This window comes from Psychrobacter sp. CAL346-MNA-CIBAN-0220, from assembly GCF_040309805.1.
Taxonomy (GTDB): domain Bacteria; phylum Pseudomonadota; class Gammaproteobacteria; order Pseudomonadales; family Moraxellaceae; genus Psychrobacter.
This window is the reverse complement of record NZ_JBEOPF010000063.1, coordinates 1-340: the sequence shown is the minus strand read 5'-3', so window position 1 is coordinate 340 and position 340 is coordinate 1. Positions and strand designations below refer to the sequence as shown.

Here is a 340-nt window from a genome sequence, read left to right as displayed (position 1 = left end):
ACGCGACCGACGTTCAGAGCAGTGTTGATCTAGTGGTGTTCGAATGGGTCGCAAACGCCGTAATTAGCGGTACCACCACCGATGTGGCCCCAGGTTCAACCGTCACGTTAGTATTAACTGATGCCAACGGCACCCAAGTCACGGTGCCAAATGTCACCTTCGATGCCAACGGCAACTACAGCAGTGCTGGTGTCGATGTTTCCACATTAGTTGATGGCGACATCACCGTGTCTGCCACCGCGTTAGACAATAACGGCAACAGCGTTAACGACACCGATGTCGATAATCTGGACTCGACCGCCGCTAACATCACTGTCGATCTAGTCTTAAATGACAGCGG

1 pseudogene is annotated in these 340 nt (G+C 52.6%); it reads left to right on the top strand.

Annotated features, from left to right (window positions below):
• Positions 1-340: pseudogene (locus tag AAEY88_RS12705) on the top strand (hypothetical protein); the annotation flags it as partial.